We start from the raw sequence: 7,061 nt of genomic DNA, 5'->3' as shown, positions 1-7,061 counted from the left end.
CTCAGGGTAAGTCGGGACCTAAGGCGAGGCCGAAAGGCGTAGTCGAAGGACAACAGGTTGAAATTCCTGTACCACCGTAATCCGTTATGAGCAATGGGGTGACGCAGTAGGGTAGTGACGCGGACTGATGGATGTCCGTCTAAGCAGTGAGGCTGGTGTGTAGGCAAATCCGCACACCGTAAGGCTGGGCTGTGATGGGGAGCGAAAATTATAGTAGCGAAGGTCATGATCTCACACTGCCAAGAAAAGCCTCTAGCCAGGAGAAGGTGCCCGTACCGCAAACCGACACAGGTAGGCGAGAAGAGAATTCTAAGGCGCGCGGAAGAACTCTCGTTAAGGAACTCGGCAAAATGACCCCGTAACTTCGGGAGAAGGGGTGCCCCGGTAGTGTGAATAGCACGAGGGGGCCGCAGTGAAAAGGCCCAAGCGACTGTTTAGCAAAAACACAGGTCTGTGCGAAGCCGCAAGGCGAAGTATACGGGCTGACGCCTGCCCGGTGCTGGAAGGTTAAGGGGAGTGGTTAGGGGTAACCCGAAGCTATGAACCGAAGCCCCAGTAAACGGCGGCCGTAACTATAACGGTCCTAAGGTAGCGAAATTCCTTGTCAGGTAAATTCTGACCCGCACGAATGGCGTAACGACTTGGGCGCTGTCTCAACGAGAGATCCGGTGAAATTTTAATACCTGTGAAGATGCAGGTTACCCGCGACAAGACGGAAAGACCCCATGGAGCTTTACTGCAGCTTGATATTGGACTTTGATACGATTTGTACAGGATAGGTGGGAGCCTAGGAAGCAGGAGCGCCAGCTTCTGTGGAGGCAACGTTGGGATACCACCCTGATCGTATCGGAGTTCTAACCTGGTACCGTGATCCGGTATGGGGACAGTGTCAGGTGGGCAGTTTGACTGGGGCGGTCGCCTCCTAAAGAGTAACGGAGGCGCCCCAAGGTTCCCTCAGAATGGTTGGAAATCATTCGAAGAGTGCAAAGGCATAAGGGAGCTTGACTGCGAGACTGACAAGTCGAGCAGGGACGAAAGTCGGGCTTAGTGATCCGGTGGTACCGCATGGAAGGGCCATCGCTCAACGGATAAAAGCTACCCTGGGGATAACAGGCTTATCTCCCCCAAGAGTCCACATCGACGGGGAGGTTTGGCACCTCGATGTCGGCTCATCGCATCCTGGGGCTGAAGTAGGTCCCAAGGGTTGGGCTGTTCGCCCATTAAAGCGGTACGCGAGCTGGGTTCAGAACGTCGTGAGACAGTTCGGTCCCTATCTGTCGTGGGCGTAGGAAATTTGAGAGGAGCTGTCCTTAGTACGAGAGGACCGGGATGGACGCACCGCTGGTGCACCAGTTGTTCCGCCAGGAGCACAGCTGGGTAGCTAAGTGCGGAAGGGATAAGCGCTGAAAGCATCTAAGCGTGAAGCCCCCCTCAAGATGAGATTTCCCAGTATGTAAGACCCCTTGAAGACGACGAGGTAGATAGGCTGGGGGTGGAAGTGCAGCAATGCATGGAGCTGACCAGTACTAATCGGTCGAGGGCTTATCCTCAAAGTTTCACGAAGTGAAACTACTTCGGAAGCATATTCTAAAAACCCCGAGAACAATGGGGCATTCGCAGATTCGTTTCGTATCTAGTTTTCAGGGAGCAAACTTTAGCTCTGCGTAGAAGCGAGTCTTCTAACAGACTGAACAAGCTTTCAGCATTTGGCGATGCTGAAACCTGAACCATATACTGCTGCTGGCTAATGCTAGGTAGGAGTAACGATTTGAAGAAGCGAAAGCTTCGAAAAATCATGTTTGGTGGCGATGGCGGAGGGGTTCCACGCGTACCCATCCCGAACACGACCGTTAAGCCCTCCAGCGCCAATGGTACTTGGACCGCAGGGTCCTGGGAGAGTAGGACGCCGCCAAGCGAAAAGTAAGAGCACTACCTAAGGGTAGTGCTCTTTTTGTTTTACAACTATTTTAATGGAGACAGATACTTTGTTTATACAGACCAGCAAATACCAGACAAAAGCTCTAAAAATTATGGTGGTTCGTGTCGATATATAACCATTATATATAAAAGGAGCATAATAATGAAAATAAATAGCATCCGTGTTAAGACACTGTTATTAATTTTGCCTATTCTGATTATCATAAATTCTGTGATTTCAGGAATTGTATTCATCTCTGCCCGTACCCTTCTACTGAACGAGACAGAGAAGGAACTCGGTGGGCAGCTCCAAAAGACGGAACAAAGCATTGAAAAGCGCTTGGGCGCTCATAAAACATTAACTGAAGCACTTGCAAAGAGCATACAAAGCCAATATCAAAAAATGAATTTGGATGATTATGACCATATGTTTCGTAATACATTGCAGGTTAACAAGGATACGTTTGGGTTAGGTGTATTTTTGAAACCACAAGTGTACAGTTCAGACATCGAGTACTTCTCTTCCTATGCGTATCATACGGGCCCAACCGTTACCGTTACACATGATTATAGCAATCCGAGTTATAATTATCCCTCACAGGATTGGTACAAGTTAGCGGAGAAAAGCAAGGACCTCGTCTTCACTGATCCTTACTACGATGATAAAACTCAGTCTACAATGGTTACTGCAGCTATGCCGACTTGGAATGATCAGGACCAGTTCATTGGTGTCACAACCGGTGACATAAGCTTAATTACGATCCAGAATATCATTAAGGATACCAAATTAGGTGAAACAGGCTGGGCTTTTATGATGAATAAGGATGGAACTTACCTGGCTGGTCCCGATACTTCGCTGATTATGAAGCAGAAGCTTCAGAATAGTAAGGATCCGGAGCTTGCAGGACTTGCCAAGTCTATGCTTAGTCAGGGACAAGGAGTAGCAGTATTTGATGGAAAACAGGGCAGCAATCACGTCTACTATGCCAAACTGCAGCAGACAGGTTGGATTCTAGCTATGGTACTGCCTGACGAGGAATTGAGCTCCAAAGTTAATGCGTTAATGGTTAAAGTCATCGCTACCAGTGTCATAGGAATTCTTATGGTGGTTACGCTCATCGTGCTATTCACTAACCACTTGGCTAAATTGACCAGGCATGTAAACCAGATGACGGAGCGAATGGCGCAGGGAGACTTTACTTACAGCCTCAAGGTTAAATCAAATGATGAGTTCGGACAGATGGCAGCTAGCTTGAATGAGACCAGCCGAACGTTGAGTGGTATGATTCGGGAGGTTAGAGACCATACCATACATGTGGCATCTACGTCAGAACAACTGGCTGCAAGTGCCGACCAGACGAGTAAGACATCAGAGGAGATCACACTGACCATCCAGCAGGTTGCAAGCGGCGCAGCAGCTCAGCAGCGGGGAACGCAAGAGAATGCAAGAGCCCTTGAAGAGCTGGCCGCTGGTATCCAGCGAATTGCCGAATCTTCTTCTACTCTGCATGAGAGTACGCTAAATACGTCAGTTAAAGCACAGTCAGGGAATCAAACGATCCAATTGGCAGTTCAGGAAATGAATAAGGTTGATACTATGTTCACAGGTACAGCCTCTATTATGGAACAGCTGTCTCGTCGTTCAGAAGAGATCGGTCACATTATTAATGTGATCACGGAGATCAGTTCGCAGACGAATTTGCTCTCGTTAAATGCAAGTATTGAAGCGGCAAGGGCAGGTGAGCACGGTAGAGGATTTGCGGTGGTAGCATCCGAAATTCGCAGTCTGGCTGAACAATCCAAGCAATCTGCAGATCAGGTGCGTGAGATTATACTGAAAATTCAGACCGAGACCGCAGCAGCAGCTGCCTCTGTACAGAGCGGAGCACTAACGGTGAAATCGGGAACAAGTAGGGTTGAGGAAGCAGGTCATGCTTTTACGGGAATCTTTACAGAGATTCAGCAAAATGTCCTTCATCTTCAAGAAGTATCTGCGGTCGCGGAGGAAATGTCGGCAAGCTCTGAGCAAATTAGCGCAACCGTTGAGAGCATGGCTTCCATTGCAGGCGAAGCATCAGATGGTTCACAAAGTGTAGCGGCAGCAAGTGAAGAGCAGCTGGCCTCTATGGAAGAGGTAGCAGCTTCAGCGCAGTTCTTAGGCACGATGATGCAGGAGCTTCAAGATCTTCTATCCAGATTTAAAGTAAAAGAGTCCTAAAACGGGATGATTCAAAAGTCACTCATTTGGGTAAAAAGTTATGTATAATCTAATTATGAGCCGTAGGGTATAAGGATATATCACGGCTAGTTCAAAAAAGCCACCCGGAAGTGGCTTTTTTAGCGGCTAAAAACCTTATAATTGTTGAAATTCCTATTTCTACAAGTTATAACCAGCAACAAGAATTATGGGTTATACTTTATTGGTAGTATTCTTGACTGGAGGATATCTGTACATGAATGAATTATCCATCGACCATCAACAATGGATCGAGCACATTTATACTGAAGCTCCACTTGGAATTGCACAGGTATCGCTTGAAGGTAACTGGGTGAAGGCCAATCCCCGCTTTTGCGCAATAATGGGTTATACGGAGCATGAACTCAAGATGCTTACGAACCAGGACGTTATTTTTCCCGGGGATTTGAAGTTAGATGTGGAATACATGACCAAGCTGCTGCATGCAGAGGGGAACAAATATCAGTGGGAGTTACGATACGTCCATAAAGATGGCCGTGCGATCTGGGTGTCCAAGCAGGTGTCACTCGTACGGGGTAATGACGACCAGCCGCTCTACTATATCGTCCAAGTGATTGATATTTCGGCAAAGAAAAATGTTGAAGTCAAAATGCATGAAGCAGAATCGATGTATAAGCTTATTTCTGAAAATGCACTGGATGTGATCTCCTACATGACGCCAGAAGGGATCACTGAGTATTGCTCTCCTTCCCTACGTGATGTACTTGGTTATGACCCTGAGGAATGGATTGGCAAAAATAACTTCCATTACTACCATCCTGAGGATGTCGCAGCCTTACAGATTAAGCCCTTCGCTGATCATGAAGTGTTGACTTACCGGGTACGGCATAAATCCGGTTATTACGTCTGGTTTGAGACATCAATCAAGATTATTCGTGACGATCAGGGAGAGATCCAGAGAGTTCTTGGAATCGGCAGGGATATCACTGAGAGGAAGAAATTCGAAGAAAGCTTTGCCGAAGCTCAGCAGATTGCACTGCTTGGCAGCTGGGAGTGGGACATCGAGGAGGATCGGGTATCTTTTTCAGAGCAAATTTACAAGATATTTAACTTGCCGGAGCAGGGAAGAGTTCCTCGCACAGGCTTCCTTCAGCTTCTCCATCCGGAAGATCAGCCGCGGTTCCTTGAACTAAGGAATCAGGCTATGGATGGCCACACCATTAGCGCCGAATTTCGTCATCTGGAGCCGAGTGGCTCTATCAAGCATTTGCATATCCGGGCCCGTGTGACTTTTGATAATAACGGGAAACCACTCAAAATGTATGGGACGACACAGGATATCTCAGAACGAAAGAAAGTGGAATTGAAACTTCAAGAGACCATTGAACGGTACACTTCATTGAAGAAATATAATCATGATGCAATCGTATCTCTTGATCTAGAGGGCAATATCCTCAATATGAATGCGATGGCCGAGCGGATCACCGGTTACCAGGTGAGAGAGGTCGCCGGTCTGAATATCTCCAAATTTATAGGAGCTAAATATCGGAACCGTATTCTGCTGGAGACTACGAATCATGCATCAGTCGAACGGGATATCAACAGAATTAAGCATAGAGATGGACACTCGACGGAAGTACTGACTACAATTGCACCGATCATTATTAACAACATGACCAAGGGATATTATATAATCGCCAAGGACATCACGGAACAAAAGAAGCTGTTAATTGCTAAGGAAGCGGCAGAGCGGACGAATAAAGCGAAGAGTGAATTCCTTGCAATGATGAGCCATGAAATCCGCACCCCTATGAACGGGGTAATTGGAATGACGGATCTTCTGCTCGAGACTACCGATCTGAGCGAGGAACAAAGGGAATATATTCAGGTCATCAGCAAAAGCGGAAGCACGCTTCTAGCGATCATTAATGATATTCTTGATTTCTCGAAAATTGAGTCGGGCCGGGCTGTTGTTATTTCAGAGCCGTTTAATATCAGAGAGCTTGTTGACGAGACCCTGGATGTCTTTCAATTGAAAGCGAAAGAGAAGAAGCTGGAAGTTAAAACTACAATTAGTCCGAGCATTCCGGGTATGTTGATTGGAGACTACAATCGTCTGAAACAGGTGCTGATGAATGTCATTGGAAATGCGATTAAATTTACCGAGCAAGGCGGAGTGTCGATTACGATCAAGGATTTGGAGCAGGGTTTTGGCAATGTGCTGCTGCAATTTACAATCTCAGATACAGGAATCGGAATTCCAAAGGACAAGCTCAAGTATTTGTTCGAACCCTTTTCACAGCTGGATAACTTCATGACTCGCAAGTCGGAAGGTACAGGGCTAGGACTCGCTATTAGCAAAAAAATTGTAGAGATGATGGGCGGGGAGATCCATGCGATTCAATCGGATGAACCCGGGGCAACTTTTGTCTTCACCGCATATTTTCAGCATGAGAACCAACTCGAAACCACCCAGGCTGAGCTCTCTGGCAGTAATGAACAAGATTCTGCAGAAACCCTGAGTATACTGATTGCGGAAGATAATGAAGTGAATCAGATGGTGCTAACCCGTATGCTTGAGAAAATGGGGTTCAAGCCGAACCTGGTAGAGAACGGGAATGAGGTCATTGAGGCGCTGAAGCAATCTGATTATGACATTGTGTTCATGGATATTCAGATGCCTTTAAAGAATGGCCTAGACGCCACGCGAGAGATTAAGACGATATTCCCTGCCGAGAAGTGGCCCTACATCACAGCGGTGACAGCTAATGCCCTTAGAGGGGATCAGGAGATTTGCATGGAGGCAGGGATGGATGATTACATCAGTAAGCCTATTAAAATGGATGATTTGGCGAAGGTGATTCAGAAATACCTTTCCAAAAAGTTCAGTAATCATTTGTAATATACCTGCAATATTAATTTCATCTGGCATTAAGGTTAGACGCCT

The 7,061-nt window shown here is 46.8% G+C and carries 2 protein-coding genes and 2 rRNA genes (1 of these 4 cut by a window edge); all 4 read left to right on the top strand.

The annotated features are described in order from the left end of the window. Positions 1-1,550 (top strand): 23S ribosomal RNA (locus ACEN86_RS14135); it begins 1,499 nt to the left of the window's first position. A gap of 248 nt (positions 1,551-1,798) precedes the next feature. Beyond that, positions 1,799-1,915: ribosomal RNA gene (gene rrf / locus ACEN86_RS14130) — 5S ribosomal RNA — on the top strand. A gap of 165 nt (positions 1,916-2,080) precedes the next feature. Continuing rightward, complete coding sequence (locus ACEN86_RS14125; protein WP_495631252.1) at positions 2,081-4,135, top strand: methyl-accepting chemotaxis protein; 2,055 nt, start codon at positions 2,081-2,083, stop codon at positions 4,133-4,135. A gap of 235 nt (positions 4,136-4,370) precedes the next feature. Continuing rightward, entirely contained in the window at positions 4,371-7,016 is a 2,646-nt protein-coding gene (locus tag ACEN86_RS14120) for a PAS domain S-box protein (RefSeq protein ID WP_495631251.1), read from the top strand. Positions 7,017-7,061 lie beyond the last annotated feature (45 nt).

This window comes from Paenibacillus sp. Paensp111, assembly GCF_059492195.1.
The sequence above is the reverse complement of the archived record's forward strand: the minus strand, read 5'-3'. Positions and strand labels throughout refer to the sequence as shown.